The following is a 14,201-nucleotide window of genomic DNA, read 5'->3' on the forward strand; positions in this document are numbered from 1 at the left end:
GCTTGGCGCATCCGGCGCCAAAACGCAATGCAAAACCCAATCTATGCGCTTAGGCGGCAATGGCAAAGGGGCGTAGCGGGCCCAGCCGTTTGACCCGGATCAATTCACCCGCAGGATGCGGGTCGGCGGCAGCGGACCGATCGGCCCGTGCGCCCGGAAGAACGCGAACAGCGCGTCGGCGTCGTAACCGCCATATTGCGGCGACGTGCCCTGCTTGGCGACGGTAAAACCGTCGCCGCCGACGGCAAGGTAGTCATTGAGCGTGACCCGGTAGCCGCTCGCAGGCTCGATCGGCCTGCCGTTGAGCGTCATTGTCTCGGGGATCACGCGCTCGCCGAATGGCTTCGACGCATCCCAGGCATAGCTGAATCCGTTCGAAACCTGGAGGATCCGCGGCCGCTTCGGGTCCAACCATTGCTGCTCGAGCATGTCCTTGAGCTGGCCGCCCGTCAGCGTGAGCGTGACGAGGCGATTGCGGAACGGCTGGCTGGCGAAGACGTCGCCGAAGGAAATCGCGCCGTTCTCCTTCGGCACGATGTCGGTGCGGATGCCGCCGGGATTGGTGAGCGCAATGACAGCGCTGCCATCCTTGGCGTCTCTGGTCGCGGCGAGCTGCGCATCCGCGATGACGTCGCCGAGTGCGCTCTCGCCGGCCTCGTTCGGCACGCGCGACAACGTCTGCGTCACCGATCCGGCCGGCCGGTTGGCGATCGGCGCTGAGAGTCTGTCGTAGGCCTCGATCAGCGCGGTCTGCTCCGCGTCCTTCGCCAGCGAGGCATTGGCGACGAGCACGTTCTCGCCCCTGGCGCCGACGATGTCGCGCGTCGCGCGATCGAGCTTCAGGTCGATCGCGGTGACCAGCGTGCCGTATTTGTCGCCGCTGGTGACGAGCCGCCCGTCGATATCGCAGATATAGGCGCGGTGAGTATGGCCGCTGACGACGACGTCGACGGCGCGGTCGAATTTTTTCACGATGTCGACGATCGGCCCCGTAATGGCGGGGCATTCGTTGTAGTCGCCGGCGGGCTCGCCGCCCTGGTGGATCAGCACCACGATCGCCTCGACGCCGCGCGCCTTCAACTGCGGCACCAGCGCGTTCACTGTCTCGGCCTCGTCGCGGAATTCGAGCCCGGTTATGCCCGATGGCGAGACGATTCCTGCGGTCTCCTTCAAGGTCAGCCCGATGAAGGCGACGGGGATGCCGTCGAATTCCCTGATCTCGTAGGGCGGCAGCACGCTGTTGCCCGTCGCGGTCTCGATGGTGGATGCCGCCAGATAGCGGAATTTCGCGCCCGTGAACGGATGCGGCCCCTGGCAGCCGTCGACCGGATGGCAGCTGCCGTTCTGCATCCTGAGCAGCTCGGCCGTGCCCTCGTCGAATTCGTGATTGCCGACGGAGGTGATCGCCAGCCCCATCATCGAGAGCGATTCGATCGAGGGCTCGTCGTGAAACATCGCCGACAGGAACGGGCTCGCGCCGATCAGATCGCCGGCGGCGACGAAGATCGTGTTCCTGTGTCCTTCGCGCAGCTGCTTGACCAGCGTCGCCATGTATTCGGCGCCGCCGGCCGCCACCATCACCTTCTTGCTTTTGTCCTCGGGATCTCCGATGCGGATGCCGCCCGGCGGCGGCCGCAGGTTGCCGTGGAAATCGTTGATGGCGAGGACGCGCAGCTCGACGGGGGCTGCGGTCTGCGCGGAGGCGGGGAGGGCGCAGGTGAGGGCGAGTGCGGCAAGGAGGGATCGGTATCGCATGGAACCAGGTTAGTCATTTTGCGCGAAGTTTTCACGAAGCATTGTCGTGAACGCGCCGCGCTTTCTTCCTTCTCCCCTTGTGGGAGAAGGTGGCGCGAAGCGCCGGATGAGGGGTTCTATCCGGTAACGACAATGCGATTCTCGTAAGGTGGACAAAGCGACTTGTCCGCCGTAGCTGCAGAGCAAAGGCGGAAGCGTTCCCACGTCTTTCGCCCTCATCGGCAGATGGTGGGCATGGCGCAAGTGCGCCTTTGCCCACCCTGCGATTCCGGACTCGCGGAGAGAGCTTTGATCCGTCTCCCGCACGGTGAGACGCAAAGTGCATTCTACCGCTTCTTCCTGTTCGCGAACGCGTTGAACGCCGCCACCGCCTCGTCCGACTTCAGCCGTTCGCCGAACAGATGGCCTTCCTGGTCGATGCGGCGGGTGAGCTCTTCGGCCGGCGCGCGCAGCAGCTTGCGGGAGGTCGCGATCGCCTCGGCCGGCAGCCGGCAGATGTCGCGCGCCACCTTGCGCGCCTCGACCTCGGTATGTCCCGGCGACACCACGGTGTTGACGAAGCCGGCGGCATGCGCCTCCGCGGCGGAAAAAGTCCGCCCCATCACCAGCATCGCAAAGGCGCGCTGATATCCCATCGTGTTCGGCATCAAGAGGCTGGCCGCGCCGATCGGCACCAGGCCGAGATGGATGTAGGGCGCGGAGAAGGTGGCGGCGTTCGAGGCCAGCACGTAGTCGCAGTGAAACAGCATCACGGTGCCTATCCCGATCGAGGCGCCGTCCACCGCCGCGATGATCGGCTTGACGTTGAGGGCGAGCGAATAGAGAAACTTGGCGCCCTCCGACAGCGTTTCGGGGCGCGAAGCGTCGGCGTGGAGAAAATCGTCGATGTCGTCGCCGGCGGTGAACACGCCGGAGCCGCCGGTGATGATCATGCAGCGGATATCGGGGTTGTTTTGCGCGGTGTCGATCGCGCGGCTCATCTCCCGGTACATGTCCTGGGTGATCGCGTTCTTCTTGCCCGGGCGGCGCAGCGAGATCACGCGCGTTTCGCGCTCCTCGGTGACGACGATATTGCCATTCGCCATGAGAGCCCCCCTCCGCCCGCCGCTCGGCGAGTCTTGCCGGGCATCAGCCTACATCATCTCGCAGGCGTGCCAATGCGCCGGCTCAACCTTTTCGGAGCCATTCCGGGGCCATGTCGCCGCGATCTCTTGCTGTCATGGGTCCCGGCTCTGCGCAGCAACGCTACGCGTTGCAGCGGGTCCGGGACACATGAAGCAACCTACCCCAGCAGCACCGCATCTGCCGCCGCGACCGATTCCGCGCTTTCTGTCACCGTGCGCTCGAGCGCGCCGGCCTGCACGGTGATGTTCTCGGCGAAGAAGCGCGCGAGCGAGACATAGCGCGCGGCGTCGGTGTTGCCGTCGGCCTTGGCGGCGAGCGCCTCGGAAGCAAGCAGGCAGCCGCCGAGCGTGGCGCCGAACTGCTGCAGATAGGGCGTCGCGCCGGCCAGCGCCTCGTTCGGTGCGGACGTGACGCGTTCCAGCAGCCACTTGCTGGCGCGCGTCAGCGCCTCGAGCGCTTCTCGCAATTTCGCTCCGGTGGTGCCGAAGGCGGGATCATTGGAGGCCTCGACCTTCTTGACGGTTGCCGAGAGCTCGTCGAGCAGCGCCCATACCGAGGCACCGCCATTGGCTGCGAGCTTGCGCGTGACGAGGTCGATCGCCTGGATGCCGTTGGTGCCCTCGTAGATCGCGGTGATGCGGGCGTCGCGATAGTGCTGCGCCGCGCCGGTCTCCTCGATGAAGCCCATGCCGCCATGGACCTGCACGCCGAGATAGGCGACCTCGTTGCCGATGTCGGTGGAATAGGCCTTGGCCATCGGCGTCAGCAGCGCCGCGCGTGCGGCGGCATCGGCACGCACCTTCGGGTCCTTGGCGCGCGTCGAGACGTCGATCGCGACCGCGGTCGCATAGCAGATGGTGCGCGCGGCGGCCGTCTGCGCCCGCATCCGCATCAGCATGCGCTTGACGTCGGGATGAACGAAGATCGCATCCGAGCCGTCGGTCTTGCTGCCGACGGCGCGACCCTGCTTGCGCTCCTGGGCGTACGACAAGGCCTGCTGATAGGCGCGGTCGGCAACGCCGACGCCCTCGAGGCCGACGCCGAGGCGGGCCTGGTTCATCATCGTGAACATGCAGCGCATGCCCTGGTTCTCTTCGCCGATCAAGAAGCCGATGGCGCCGCCGTGATCGCCCATCGTCATGGTGCAGGTGGGGGAGGCATGCATGCCGAGCTTGTGCTCGACGCCGCTGGCAAAGATGTCGTTGCGTGCGCCGAGCGAGCCGTCGGCATTGACCATGAATTTGGGCACCAGGAACAGCGAGATGCCCTTGGTGCCGGCGGGCGCATCGGGCAGGCGGGCCAGCACGAAATGCACGATGTTGTCGGTCATGTCGTGCTCGCCGTAGGTGATGAAGATCTTCGTCCCCTTGATGCGATAGGTGCCGTCGGCCTGCTTCTCGGCGCGGGTGCGCAGCGCGCCGACGTCGGAGCCGGCCTGCGGCTCGGTGAGCTGCATCGTGCCGGTCCATTCGCCGGAGACGAGCTTCTCCAGATAGATCTTCTTCAGCTCGTCGCTGCCATGCGCGTCCAGCGCCTCGATCGCCGAGGCGGTGAGCAGCGGGCAGAGGCCGAAGGCGACGTTGGCCGCGCTCCAGATCTCGGTGCAGGCGGCGTTGATCGCGATCGGCAGGCCCTGGCCGCCGAAATCTTCGGGGCCGGACACCGCGTTCCAGCCGCCTTCGGTCCAGCGCTTGTAGGCGTCCGGCCAACCGGGCGCGGTCGTGACCTTGCCGTCGTCGAGCTTGATGCCGTGCTCGTCGCCCACCTTGTTGAGCGGCGCCAGCACGTCGGTTGCGAACTTGCCGGCCTCCTCCAGCACGGCCGCGACGATGTCCAGGTCGAACTCGCCGTAATGACCGGCCTCCACGGCAGCCTTGAGGCCGGCGCCATGGTTGAGGGACAGCAGCATGTCATTGATCGGCGCGCGGTAGGTCATGGCTCACTCCCGTGGACAAATATTGGCGCCGTATTCTCACGAAACGGGGGCGGTCTCAATGGCCGGAAGGCCGGGCGGGCGCCCGCCGGATCCTCGGGGTTCTCCATAATGGAGTGAGGTGTGGCGGATCGGCGGATCGGTGTGGTATTTTGACCCTCCAGGCGGTTGAAATACCGCGCCTCTCCCTATAGACCGGCTGCGACCGAAGGGAATCTGCGGGGGCCGGTTCTTCCGCCGTTTCTCGGTCGCCTGATGGGGCGTAGCCAAGCGGTAAGGCAGCGGATTTTGATTCCGCCATTCGGAGGTTCGATCCCTCCCGCCCCAGCCAGAGCCAACGCGCTGATTTTGTTATGAAAACGGCCTTGCTCAAGGCAGGATTTGCAGCGCATTTGGAAATTCCATTTGCCTCGCATTTGGAAATTCTGTGCTCGTTTCGTTTTTGGTCGACCGCAGGTGAAAGTCGTCGCGCGTTGAACGTCGCTCAACTTATCAAAATACGAATTGAGCAGATGACGCTGTCCGCGCGTTGCAAGCTTCGACCGCTGCCGTTGATGTTGCGTGCGGGATCGACAGTTGCAGAACACGCCGCCTTTTACGGCGTTCAACGAAGCGCGAAGTCTATCCTTGAGATCGGACGCTAGTCTTCGAAATTGGAGAGGTCTGCGTTTCGTCTCGAGGTAATGCTGCTCCATCAGCATTCTGCTGATCGAGTTCCTTCTGCGCTAAGAGGTGTGCATGCCGCTTACGGGTCGCAGCCAACGCTCGCATCATTGTTTCCTTGGCATAGCCGCGATAGGCCTGTGCGGTCTTGTGGCCCGAGAGCGCACGACCCTGGCCGTCCGTCAGTTCGGCTTCCTCGAGTTCGGTCATGCCGCCGTGTCGACAGGCATCAAGCGTGAACAGCTTTGATACGCCGTCGATCTTCTTGCGCATCTGCTGCACAACTTTTTCCATGCCAGGGTAGGACCACACTTTGGCATCGCCCTTGCGTTCACCCTTTTGGATCCGACGCATGATCATAGGGACGCCGAGCTTGGGCAGGTGGCTTAAAACGTCCTCCGCTTCGGCGTAAAACTTGACGGTGTCTCCGTCGAGAGTCTCTTCGAGCGGATGCCAGACCAACGCCTTGTTCTTGTGGTGCTCAATGCGCACAGCGTGTGGCCAGTTTTTGCTGCGATAGTCGGGCCAAGTCAAAAACCCAGCCACCACGTTCTCCGGCCGTTGCAGCCATTCAAAGCAGATCACCGCGACAGCCGCGGGTTCAGGCCGCCCTTCTTTGATGCAGCCCCATGCAAATTTATAGACCTCCTCTCGAGTGACCGCGTGCTTCTTGGTCTTGGTGCGGCTCTTGAGGGTGAAATCGTCCCAGGGGTTCGGGTGCTTCCTATCGAACAACTCTGGGTGCAGCCGACGCATGATCCGCCACGCCTTTCGGCAGAGCCCCACTACCTTTTCTCCCTGCCGCAATCTGACGCCGTTCGGGCCGTTGATGATTTTGTCGTAGATCTTATCAGCGGCTCGGGGCGTGACTTCCATGATCTGCCGTTCGCCGATCCGCCGTCCGCTGTTGCCGACCGTGTCGCAGATCATTTGCATGATCCGTTCGTAGTCCGGGCGCGACCGAGGTGAGACCTTCTCAGTATACGCCTTCTCGGTCTTGTATTGTCGGAACAGCCAATCAATCGTGCCGTAGCGCGCGATCTTGCCCTGCTCGCCCGGCGCACCCCTGCGCTGGTTATTCCATTCGTCGAACAAGGCATTGAGGGTGGCAGCGCGTCCGCCTTTTCCGTCACCGCCGCATGCGGTTTCGTAGCTCGTCCCAAGTGGCTCATTCGCCATCTCGCAGCCGAGTTTCCTGTGGCGAAACCCTCATCATCGGCCTCGCTGGATTTGTTTTGATCCGGCTGGGATTTCATCCGGCCCCGACGCTACTTGGCTTTGTGCTCGGATCGCAATTCGAAGAAAGCCTGCGGCGAGCTCTGGCGCTTTCGGGAGGAAATCTCACTACTTTCGTCGAGAGACCGATCAGCGCCACTGGGTACCGCGTGCTTGTTGATCGGCCGATGGCCTTCTTTCATTTTCGAAGGAGGCAAGCTGCGATGACGATTCCGGCCAGCGGCGCCACCATGGCTGGCCCTTCATGATGGCTCTAGAACGGTGGCTCTTGCGCGGGGCATCCTGCGCTCGACCGCGATTTTAGGCGGCCAACGAAGCCGGATTATTCACATAAGGAATCTATTGTGAAAGATACCATTCCAAACGGCTTTAGGCTGATCGAACGACTTGGGGGCTTCGGTTCGGCGTTCTCTGTGCGCGCCCATGGGCCGCCACGACGCCCGCGAGCCGTCCAAGACGAATGGCGGTAGCGCTTGAGATATCTCATATAAAGGGGAATGTCAGCCACCGATGTCTTTGACCAAATTCGTGAAGATATCCTGAACTGCACACTTACACCTGGAGAGGCGATCTACGAACAGGAACTCGCGAAGCGGTTTGGACTATCTAAATCGCCGATTCGCGAGGCGTTGCTGCGACTGCAGGAGCAAGATCTCGTCGAGGTGCGCGCGTAGCGGATATCGCGTTCGTCCGATATCAATCGCTGAGGCCGAAGAGTTGTACGAAATGCGTCATCTCTTCGAGCGAGCTTGCGTTTCGAGAGTTGTTGATCATGCAAGCGACGATCAAATTGACGAACTTAAGAGACATTTGACCAACAATGCTCGGATGGCGGTTCGTCCTTGGGTGATTTTGAATAGGAAATTTCACTCGACGCTGGCGCTGATAAGTGGGAACCGTGTTTGGCTGAAGCGACAAATCGATTTGTCGATCGTTTTGATCGCTTTACTATCGTCAGCGTCACTCGGATCCAGCTGCCGATCGATTGGACTCAATTCAATAAGGAGCATGCTGCGCTGGTCGAAGCTCTGCGAGCGCGAGACAAGCGTGCGGCGTTATAGCAGCAATTTCACTTCGCGAAATCCTGTCGCCGTCTTTGCCTGATCATCGATCGCTGGAATTGAAGGCCGTGGACACGCCTATCCCCGTTCACGACGCGTAACCTTTTGGGCGATCTTCAGGAAATTGAACAAATGCGGCATCCGGTTGTCGCGCCGGTAGTTCAGCGACAGCGCGGTCCCTGGATTATATCCCTCATAGGCGCGGTAGGCGACGCCGGGGCGTTCCGCCTCCGAGACCGATTTCGGCACCAGCGCGATGCCGACGCCGACCGAGACCAGGCTGATCGCGGTCTGATAGTCCTGGGCCAGCACCTGCGATTTTGGAATGAAGCCATCTTTGAGGCATATGTTAAGGATGTGGTCGGCGAAGCTCGGGCGCGGCTTGCGCGGGTAGAGGATGAATGTCTCGGCCTTCAGCGCCGACAACCTGGTGACCCGCTGTTCGAGCAAAGGCGAGGTGTCGGACAGCGCGAGGATCAACGGCTCCTGCAGCAGCAGCTCCGACTTCAACTCCTCGTCGTCGAGCGAGGGGCGGGCGATGGCGATATCGATCTCGCGCTGGATCACCGCGCGCTTCTGCTCGGCGTTGTTCATCGCCGACAGCGCGAGTTCGACGTCGGGATAGGCGGAGCGAAACGCCTTGATCACATTGGGCAGCACGCCATAGGTCGCCGATCCGACGAAGGCGACGCGCAGATGTCCCGAAAAACCTTCTCCGATCCGCTTGATCTCGCGATGCGTTCGGTCGAGTCGCTCCAGCACGTCGCGCGCACGCTCCAAAAGCACGCTGCCGGCCTGGGTCAGCCGGATCTGGCTTCGGCTCCGGTCGATCAGCATGACGCCGAGATCGCTCTCGAGTTGCGCGATCTGCCGGCTGAGCGGCGGCTGCGCGATCGCGAGCCGCGAGGCGGCACGGCCGAAATGCAGTTCCTCGGCGACGGCAACGAAATAGACCAGTCGCCTGAGATCCATGACGTCGTCGCGGTCGGTCACGGTCAGCCGGACGCTTGTTCGCGCGCTTCCGCGGAAGCGGCCTGGAGGTCCCGCCGGGTTTGGTATCGCGTGGTCATCAGCGCACGATCGAGACGATGGTTCCAGCGTAAAGACTGGGCGTAGGTCCTCGGATTGTCAATCGTCCGCGGGAACGACGCCGCCTGCCTAGTCCTTCCGGGCGAAGGCCCGGATCTTGTCCTCGTCGACCTCGACGCCGAGACCGGGACCGTCGGGAACGCAGATCTCGAACTCCTCGAATCTGATCGGGTTGACGACCAAGTCCTCCACGAGGATCCGCGGACCGAAATGCTCGGTGCCCCATTCGAGCTTGGGCAGGGTGGCGAATGCGGCGAGATGCGCAGCTGCGCCGATGCTGCTCTCCAGCAGGCAGCCGCCATAGAGCTCGAGGCCGTGCGCGCGGGCGACCGCAGCGGCGCCCTTCATCTCAAACAGGCCGCCGCTCTTCACGAGCTTCAGCGAGTAGACGCTGCCGCAGGCCATCGTGCCTGCGCGGGCGATCTCTTCCTTGGTGAAGGCCGCTTCGTCGACCAGCAGCGGGATGGACGTGCGGGCCGCGACGCGCGCCATGGCCTCCAGCTGTAGCGCCGACACCGGTTGTTCGATCAGGGCAACATCCAATTCCTCCAGCGCGGGCATGAAGCGGATGCATTCGGCCTCGGTCCAGCCCTGGTTAACATCGACGATCAGGCGGACCTCGTCGCCGAGGCCGGCGCGCAGCGCCTGCAGCCGCTTCAGATCGGCTTGTGGCCGGTTGAAGCCGAACTTGATCTTGAACTGGCGGTGTTCGCGGCGCCGGAGCTTCTCCCTAGCCTCCTCGACCTCCTGGTCGCTGTCGCCCGAGGCCAACGCCCAGGTCACCTCGATGCGTTCGTGTACTGCTCCACCGAGCAAGGCGCTGGCGGGCAGGCCGAGTGTCTTGCCCGCGGCGTCGAGCAGGGCGGACTCGATCGCGCCCTTGGCCGCGAAATTGCGGGTCGCGGCTTTGCCCATGCGGAGCGCATTGGCCTCGAAGGCGAGGGCAGACTGCCCGAGCAGCGCCGGCCCCAGATAATTCGTGACCGCAGCCTTGATCGACTCCACGCTCTCCTCGGCCCAGCGCGGTCCGCCGAGCGTCGAGGCTTCGCCGATGCCCGTCACGCCGTTGTCAAGCAGGACGCGCACCAGCACGTAGCCCTGATGCGTGACTTCCGTGTTCGAGAGCTTGTGCCGACGACGGGTCGGCGCCTCCACGATGGTGGCGCGGATGCTGCGGATCGCGGTGTCCTTTGTGTGAGCCTGCACTCGCTCCACAGGCTCGGCGACTTCGATCACGGCACGACTCATATATCCTCGCAGGTCAGTTCAGAATGAGTCCTGCCAGGCCGGTGGGGCCTGGCAGAACATTACGGGTATTACTCTGCAGCGACGAGCCGTTCGACGGCCGCCTTCTTGAGCTTGAAGTCGAAGTTGAGAACCAGATCGGTGTCGGCACCGGCCGGCGCCTTGTTGAACTTGCCGATCAGGCTCTGCTTCACGGCGAACACCGAGTCGTTGTCGAGATACTTGGTCTCGGAATCGTAGATCTGCGAGATCAGCGATTGATAGCCGTCCTTCGAGAGCATGAAGTGGATGTGGCCCGGGCGCCAGGGATGGTGGCCCATGTACTTCAGGAGCTCGCCGCCCGCGCCGTCATAGGGGATCGGATAGGGCTCGGGGCGGAGCGCAACGAACGCGTATTCGCCTTTGGCGTCGGTGGTGAACCGGCCGCGCAGATTGTAGGCCGGCTGCTCCGGATCCTGCAGATCGTAGAGCCCATTCGGCGCGTCTTCCCAGACGTCGATGGTGACGCCCTCGATCGGCCGCCCTGCGGTGTCGCTGATGCACCCGCTGACCTTGACAGTCTGCGCGTTGTCGAACGTCTTCTTGATGATGGAGGCGCCCTTGGGCAGTACCGGCGGGTTTTCCCGGTAGAACGGCCCAAGCACGGTGGACTCGCTCTCGCCGTCGGTGACCCGGTGGTCGAGCATATCGACCAGCACCTCGACGCCGAGGATATCAGCGATCAGGATGAACTCGTTGCGCTTCTCGTCCGAAATGTCGCCGGCGCGCCGCAGGAATTCGCAGGCCGCGAACCACTCGGCGAAGGTCAGGTCGACCTCCTTGCAGAAATCATGCATGTGGCGGATCAGGCTCGTCATGATCTGACGGTTACGATCCGGAATGTCCTTCGCGAGCGCGGCGATCACGTGGTCGGTGATGGTGTCCTTGGTGACGTTCAGCATGGTCATTTCCTCCTCTTCTTGCAGTTTGATCAAACTTGCATCCCGTTTTCGGGAATATCGGTTGGCGGCTTCACCACACAAATTCGTAAGCAGCATTCTCCAGCATCGCGGGCGCAGGGTGCGGGTCGGCAAGGCCGCCAAAGCGGCCGCGGAAGAACAGTAGCGGCTTCTTGCTGGGCTCCAGCGCCATCTCGCGGACGCGGCCGAGGAAGATGGTGTGGTCCCCGGCGACGATCTCGTCGGCGAGATCGGTCACGAAATAGGCTGCCGCGTTGGCGATCACGGGTAGCTCGTTGCGCCGTTCGAAGATGTCGCAAAGGTCGAGCCTCGGCTTGCCGGCGAAATGCCACGCGAAATCCTCCATCCCCTCGGCGAGGACGCTGACAGCGAAGCGGCCTGTGTTATGGATGTTGCGAAGCATCTTCGCGCTTTTAGCGATCGAGATGGCGACCAGCGGCGGATCGAGCGAGACCGACATGAAGGCGTTGGCCGTCATGCCATGGTCGCGGCCCTCGCAATGCGTCGTGATGATGGTGACACCGGTGCCGAACTGGCCACAGGCATTGCGCAGCTCGCGCGGATCGATCGCGGTCATTGGCTTGCGGCCTCAGGTTGGGCCAAACCAGATCGATTAGCCGAGGGCGCGATGTCTCGCCAGTTTTCCAGCGTCGCCGCCGCCGCAGCAAGTCCGGATCGCCGCAAGCTCCGGATCCGGCTGCTGGAGACGATCTCGCCATTGCCGCAGCGCACCGGTGGCAGGATGCGGGTGTTGAAGTGTTGCCGCAACAGCAACGCCGTGCCGCCCTTGCAGGACCCGAAGCGGAAATCCTCGCCGACGACCACTTCACGCGGCTGCAGCCGCCGCAGCTCGGCGAGGAAATCCGCCGCTGTGCGCCGCACATAGATCCGGTTGAAGTCGGCGACGATGATATGGTCCGGCGCAAATGTTGCGATGCGCTTGAGCTTTTCGCGCAGCGATATCAACGGCTCGGCCTGGCCAAAGTACACCTTTGGCGGCGGATCGAAGGTGTAGACCACGGCGGCAACGCCGCGGCGTTGCGCTGCCGCAATTGTCTGCCGGAGTAGCTCCTGATGGCCGCGGTGGACGCCGTCGAACGCGCCGATCGTCACGACGCAGGCGTCGAGGGCCAGTTCTCCATCACGATGGAAAGCGACAGCGCTGCTGTCGAAATTCTTGCCTAAACCCGTGGCCATGGCTCGCTCCGGTTTTCGCTTCCTTGCCGTGCTGCGCGACTGCTCCGTCGCCTGCGGCGTTGCGTTGGCCGGACGATCATTGCCGTCCGGTCCGTGCGATCGAGTCATAGCCCGACTTGGGCCGGTCCGCGCGGTATGGTTTGATACCTTTCGCCGCTCCTCGTGAGCGCATAGCGTTTCCTCCGATGTCGCGCCGACCGAGAGCGTGACGGGATTGGTCCCAGGCCGGTGCTGCAACGCCGCCGGTCCAACGACACAAACGGAGGAGAAGTGTCCATGACTACAGCAGCCGCCCTGCGAGCCGACATGCCTGCGTCGACTACCAGCGTCTATACCGGCGCGGAATTCCTGGACAGCATCCAGGACGGAAGAGAAATCTACATCTACGGCGAGCGCGTCAAGAACGTCACACAGCATCCCGCGTTTCGCAATTCGGCGCGGATGGTGGCGCGCTGGTACGACCGTTTTCACGAGAAGAAGGATCAGATCGGCGTCCTGACCGATACCGGCTCGGGACAATTAACTCATCCGTTCTTCCTCGGCTCGAAGACGGCCGACGATCTGATCAAGGGCCGCGACGCGATCGCCGAACTCCAGAAGGTTGCGTTCGGCTGGATGGGCCGTTCACCTGATTACAAGGCATCGTTCCTTGGCACGCTGGGTGCGAATTCGAGCTTCTATGGCGACTACGCCGGCAACGCCAGGAAGTGGTATGCCCGGACCCAGGAACGGCTCGACTTCTGGAATCACGCCATCGTCAACCCTCCAATCGATCGTGATCGGGCGATCGAGGAGGTGCGCGACGTCTTCATGCATGTCGAGAAGGAGACTGACGCCGGCCTGATCGTCTCCGGGGCGAAGGTGGTCGCAACCGGCTCGGCCCTGACGCACTACAACTTCATCGCTCACTACGGCATCCCGATCAAGGACAAGTCGTTCGCGCTGATCTTCACGGCGCCGATGGATGCCAAGGGCATCAAGTTGATCGCCCGCTCGTCCTACGAATTCACGGCGGCGGCGACCGGCTCGCCGTTCGACTACCCGCTGTCGAGCCGCTTCGATGAAAACGACTCAATCCTCGTGTTCGACAAGGTGCTGGTGCCCTGGGAAAACGTCTTCATCTATGGCGACGTCGACAAGATCAACCAGTTCTTCCCGGCGTCCGGTTTCATCCCGCGGTTCACGCTGCACGGCGTGACGCGGCTGGCCGTGAAGCTCGACTTCATCGCCGGCCTGTTTTCGATGGCCGTAGAGGCGACCGGCTCCAAGGACTTCCGCGGCGTGCAGACCGCTGTGGGCGAGGTGATCGCCTGGCGCAATCTGTTCCACGGCATTGCGGACGCGATGGTGAAATCGCCGATCGCCTGGCAGGGCACCGAGGGCTACAATTTGCCCAACCTAAACTACGGGCTGGCCTATCGTGTGTTCGCGCCGATGGCCTATCCGCGGATCAAGGAATTGATCGAGCGCCATGTCGCGAGCGGCCTGATCTATCTGCCGTCGAGCTCGGCCGATCTGGAGAGCGATGCGATCCGGCCCTATCTCGACCGCTTCGTGCGCGGCTCCAACGGTTATGCCGCCATCGACCGGATCAAGCTGCTCAAGCTGCTGTGGGACGCGGTCGGCTCCGAATTCGGTGGCAGGCACGAGCTCTACGAGCGCAACTATGCCGGCAACTACGAGAACCTGCGGGTCGAGACGCTGAACGCCGCGGCCGCCACCGGCGACCTCGGCGCCATGCAGGATTTCGTGCGCAAATGCATGAGCGACTACGACGTCTCCGGTTGGACGGCGAAGGATCTGGTTAATCCCGATGACATCAACCTCGTCAGCCGCGGACTGGTGCAGGGCTGAAGACAAGGCGGACGAGCTGGTAAAGACGATTAAGGGAGCCGCCGCGATCGCGCCGCGGCTCCACGCCGTTTTCGCGCGGTCGCT

13 protein-coding genes, 1 tRNA gene and 1 pseudogene are annotated in these 14,201 nt (G+C 62.9%); 6 read left to right on the forward strand and 9 right to left on the reverse strand.

Going from position 1 to position 14,201, the window contains the following annotated elements:
- Window positions 1–99: 99 nt before the first annotated feature.
- The 3 genes from E4K64_RS03205 to E4K64_RS03215 form a co-directional block, all read right to left on the reverse strand.
- Entirely contained in the window at window positions 100–1,755 is a 1,656-nt protein-coding gene (locus E4K64_RS03205; protein ID WP_135162145.1) for a bifunctional metallophosphatase/5'-nucleotidase, read from the reverse strand.
- A 326-nt stretch (window positions 1,756–2,081) separates the two neighbouring features.
- Window positions 2,082–2,840 (reverse strand): enoyl-CoA hydratase-related protein, encoded by a 759-nt coding sequence (locus tag E4K64_RS03210; RefSeq protein ID WP_135162146.1) that lies wholly within the window; start codon window positions 2,838–2,840, stop codon window positions 2,082–2,084.
- A gap of 197 nt (window positions 2,841–3,037) precedes the next feature.
- Window positions 3,038–4,816 (reverse strand): acyl-CoA dehydrogenase family protein, encoded by a 1,779-nt coding sequence (locus E4K64_RS03215; RefSeq protein WP_135162147.1) that lies wholly within the window; start codon window positions 4,814–4,816, stop codon window positions 3,038–3,040.
- A 253-nt stretch (window positions 4,817–5,069) separates the two neighbouring features.
- On the opposite strand from E4K64_RS03215, the gene E4K64_RS03220 reads away from it, so the two are divergent.
- Window positions 5,070–5,144 (forward strand) — tRNA-Gln (locus E4K64_RS03220).
- A gap of 22 nt (window positions 5,145–5,166) precedes the next feature.
- On the forward strand, window positions 5,167–5,457 hold the full coding sequence (locus tag E4K64_RS03225) for a hypothetical protein (protein WP_135162148.1): 291 nt from the start codon (window positions 5,167–5,169) through the stop codon (window positions 5,455–5,457).
- Here E4K64_RS03225 and E4K64_RS03230 read toward each other — a convergent pair.
- Window positions 5,435–6,655, reverse strand: coding sequence for a hypothetical protein (locus tag E4K64_RS03230; RefSeq protein WP_135162149.1), 1,221 nt, complete (start codon window positions 6,653–6,655; stop codon window positions 5,435–5,437). The two genes, E4K64_RS03225 and E4K64_RS03230, sit on opposite strands and share 23 nt — an antisense overlap.
- Before the next feature lie 554 nt (window positions 6,656–7,209).
- On the opposite strand from E4K64_RS03230, the gene E4K64_RS03235 reads away from it, so the two are divergent.
- The 3 genes and pseudogenes from E4K64_RS03235 (at window position 7,210) to E4K64_RS41060 (ending at window position 7,773) form a co-directional block, all read left to right on the forward strand.
- Window positions 7,210–7,386: a GntR family transcriptional regulator gene (locus E4K64_RS03235; RefSeq protein WP_135162150.1), complete on the forward strand. Its 177-nt coding sequence runs from the start codon at window positions 7,210–7,212 to the stop codon at window positions 7,384–7,386.
- Between the two features lie 52 nt (window positions 7,387–7,438).
- A pseudogene (locus tag E4K64_RS41850) lies at window positions 7,439–7,564 on the forward strand (hypothetical protein); the annotation flags it as partial.
- Between the two features lie 50 nt (window positions 7,565–7,614).
- Window positions 7,615–7,773 (forward strand): hypothetical protein, encoded by a 159-nt coding sequence (locus tag E4K64_RS41060; protein ID WP_235884519.1) that lies wholly within the window; start codon window positions 7,615–7,617, stop codon window positions 7,771–7,773.
- A 78-nt stretch (window positions 7,774–7,851) separates the two neighbouring features.
- Here E4K64_RS41060 and E4K64_RS03245 read toward each other — a convergent pair whose 3' ends face one another.
- The 5 genes from E4K64_RS03245 to E4K64_RS03265 all read right to left on the reverse strand — a co-directional run bounded on the left by E4K64_RS03245 (window position 7,852) and on the right by E4K64_RS03265 (window position 12,179).
- Complete coding sequence (locus tag E4K64_RS03245; protein ID WP_135162523.1) at window positions 7,852–8,745, reverse strand: LysR family transcriptional regulator; 894 nt, start codon at window positions 8,743–8,745, stop codon at window positions 7,852–7,854.
- Window positions 8,746–8,931: 186 nt separating this feature from the next.
- Entirely contained in the window at window positions 8,932–10,110 is a 1,179-nt protein-coding gene (locus E4K64_RS03250) for a muconate/chloromuconate family cycloisomerase (RefSeq protein ID WP_135162152.1), read from the reverse strand.
- Between the two features lie 68 nt (window positions 10,111–10,178).
- Window positions 10,179–11,048: a dioxygenase family protein gene (locus E4K64_RS03255; protein WP_135162524.1), complete on the reverse strand. Its 870-nt coding sequence runs from the start codon at window positions 11,046–11,048 to the stop codon at window positions 10,179–10,181.
- A gap of 70 nt (window positions 11,049–11,118) precedes the next feature.
- Entirely contained in the window at window positions 11,119–11,643 is a 525-nt protein-coding gene (locus tag E4K64_RS03260) for a flavin reductase family protein (RefSeq protein WP_135162153.1), read from the reverse strand.
- Window positions 11,640–12,179 (reverse strand): nucleotidyl transferase family protein, encoded by a 540-nt coding sequence (locus tag E4K64_RS03265; protein WP_235884521.1) that lies wholly within the window; start codon window positions 12,177–12,179, stop codon window positions 11,640–11,642. The genes E4K64_RS03260 and E4K64_RS03265 overlap by 4 nt, the downstream gene beginning before the upstream one ends.
- A gap of 360 nt (window positions 12,180–12,539) precedes the next feature.
- Here E4K64_RS03265 and E4K64_RS03270 point away from each other — a divergent pair, with 360 nt between their 5' ends.
- Window positions 12,540–14,117 carry a 4-hydroxyphenylacetate 3-hydroxylase family protein gene (locus tag E4K64_RS03270; protein ID WP_235884522.1) on the forward strand — a complete coding sequence of 526 codons (1,578 nt, stop codon included), beginning with the start codon at window positions 12,540–12,542 and terminating at the stop codon, window positions 14,115–14,117.
- The last annotated feature ends 84 nt before the right edge of the window (window positions 14,118–14,201 follow it).

Source organism: Bradyrhizobium frederickii, assembly GCF_004570865.1.
Classification (GTDB): Bacteria; Pseudomonadota; Alphaproteobacteria; order Rhizobiales; family Xanthobacteraceae; genus Bradyrhizobium; species Bradyrhizobium frederickii.

Coding starts and splice junctions, on each gene's coding strand:
- E4K64_RS03210 (WP_135162146.1), bottom strand. CDS start 2,840: ATGGCGAATGGCAATATCGTCGTCACCGAGGAGCGCGAAACGCGCGTG.
- E4K64_RS03270 (WP_235884522.1), top strand. CDS start 12,540: ATGACTACAGCAGCCGCCCTGCGAGCCGACATGCCTGCGTCGACTACC.
- E4K64_RS03255 (WP_135162524.1), bottom strand. CDS start 11,048: ATGCTGAACGTCACCAAGGACACCATCACCGACCACGTGATCGCCGCG.
- E4K64_RS03250 (WP_135162152.1), bottom strand. CDS start 10,110: ATGAGTCGTGCCGTGATCGAAGTCGCCGAGCCTGTGGAGCGAGTGCAG.
- E4K64_RS03245 (WP_135162523.1), bottom strand. CDS start 8,745: ATGGATCTCAGGCGACTGGTCTATTTCGTTGCCGTCGCCGAGGAACTG.
- E4K64_RS03260 (WP_135162153.1), bottom strand. CDS start 11,643: ATGACCGCGATCGATCCGCGCGAGCTGCGCAATGCCTGTGGCCAGTTC.
- E4K64_RS03230 (WP_135162149.1), bottom strand. CDS start 6,655: ATGGCGAATGAGCCACTTGGGACGAGCTACGAAACCGCATGCGGCGGT.
- E4K64_RS03225 (WP_135162148.1), top strand. CDS start 5,167: ATGAAAACGGCCTTGCTCAAGGCAGGATTTGCAGCGCATTTGGAAATT.
- E4K64_RS03205 (WP_135162145.1), bottom strand. CDS start 1,755: ATGCGATACCGATCCCTCCTTGCCGCACTCGCCCTCACCTGCGCCCTC.
- E4K64_RS03235 (WP_135162150.1), top strand. CDS start 7,210: ATGTCAGCCACCGATGTCTTTGACCAAATTCGTGAAGATATCCTGAAC.
- E4K64_RS03215 (WP_135162147.1), bottom strand. CDS start 4,816: ATGACCTACCGCGCGCCGATCAATGACATGCTGCTGTCCCTCAACCAT.